Annotated in this window: 1 protein-coding gene; it reads left to right on the top strand. The window is 63.4% G+C overall.

Going from position 1 to position 505, the window contains the following annotated elements:
* The coding region (locus ABD191_RS29165) for an LCP family protein (protein WP_344089222.1) at positions 1-505 on the top strand (505 nt) is incomplete at both ends.

Here is a 505-nt window from a genome sequence, read left to right as displayed (position 1 = left end):
GCCGGACGACTCGGCCGCGGGCCGCAAGCGCGGCGTCACCGCGACCGCCCGGGTGATCAACCAACTCGTGCCGGGTGGCATCAAGTTCAACGCGATCTCGATCATCAACTATGAGGGCTTCAAGAAGCTCGTTTCTGCGCTCGGTGGCGTGCACATGTGCATCGACCAGGTGGTGCAGTCGGAGCACTACGACGTGAACGGCAAGTACCACACGAGTACGAGTCGCGAGGGTGTCACGCCGTACACGTACAAGAAGGGGTGCCGCGACCTGAAAGCGTGGGAGGCGCTGGACTACGCGCGCCAGCGGCACCTGCCGAAGGGTGACTATGACCGGCAGCGTCACCAGCAGCAGTTGCTCCGCGCGATCTTCTCGAAGTTGCTGAGCAAGGGCACGCTCACGGACATCAGCAAGTTCCAGGGGCTGAAGTCCGCGGTCGGTGACCTGCTGACCCTGGACCTGGGCAAGGTGCCGATCGAGGACTGGCTGTTCTCCTTCAAGCACCTC

The organism is Luedemannella helvata (genome assembly GCF_039528415.1).
Taxonomy (GTDB): domain Bacteria; phylum Actinomycetota; class Actinomycetes; order Mycobacteriales; family Micromonosporaceae; genus Luedemannella; species Luedemannella helvata.
The sequence above is the reverse complement of the archived record's forward strand: the minus strand, read 5'-3'. Positions and strand labels throughout refer to the sequence as shown.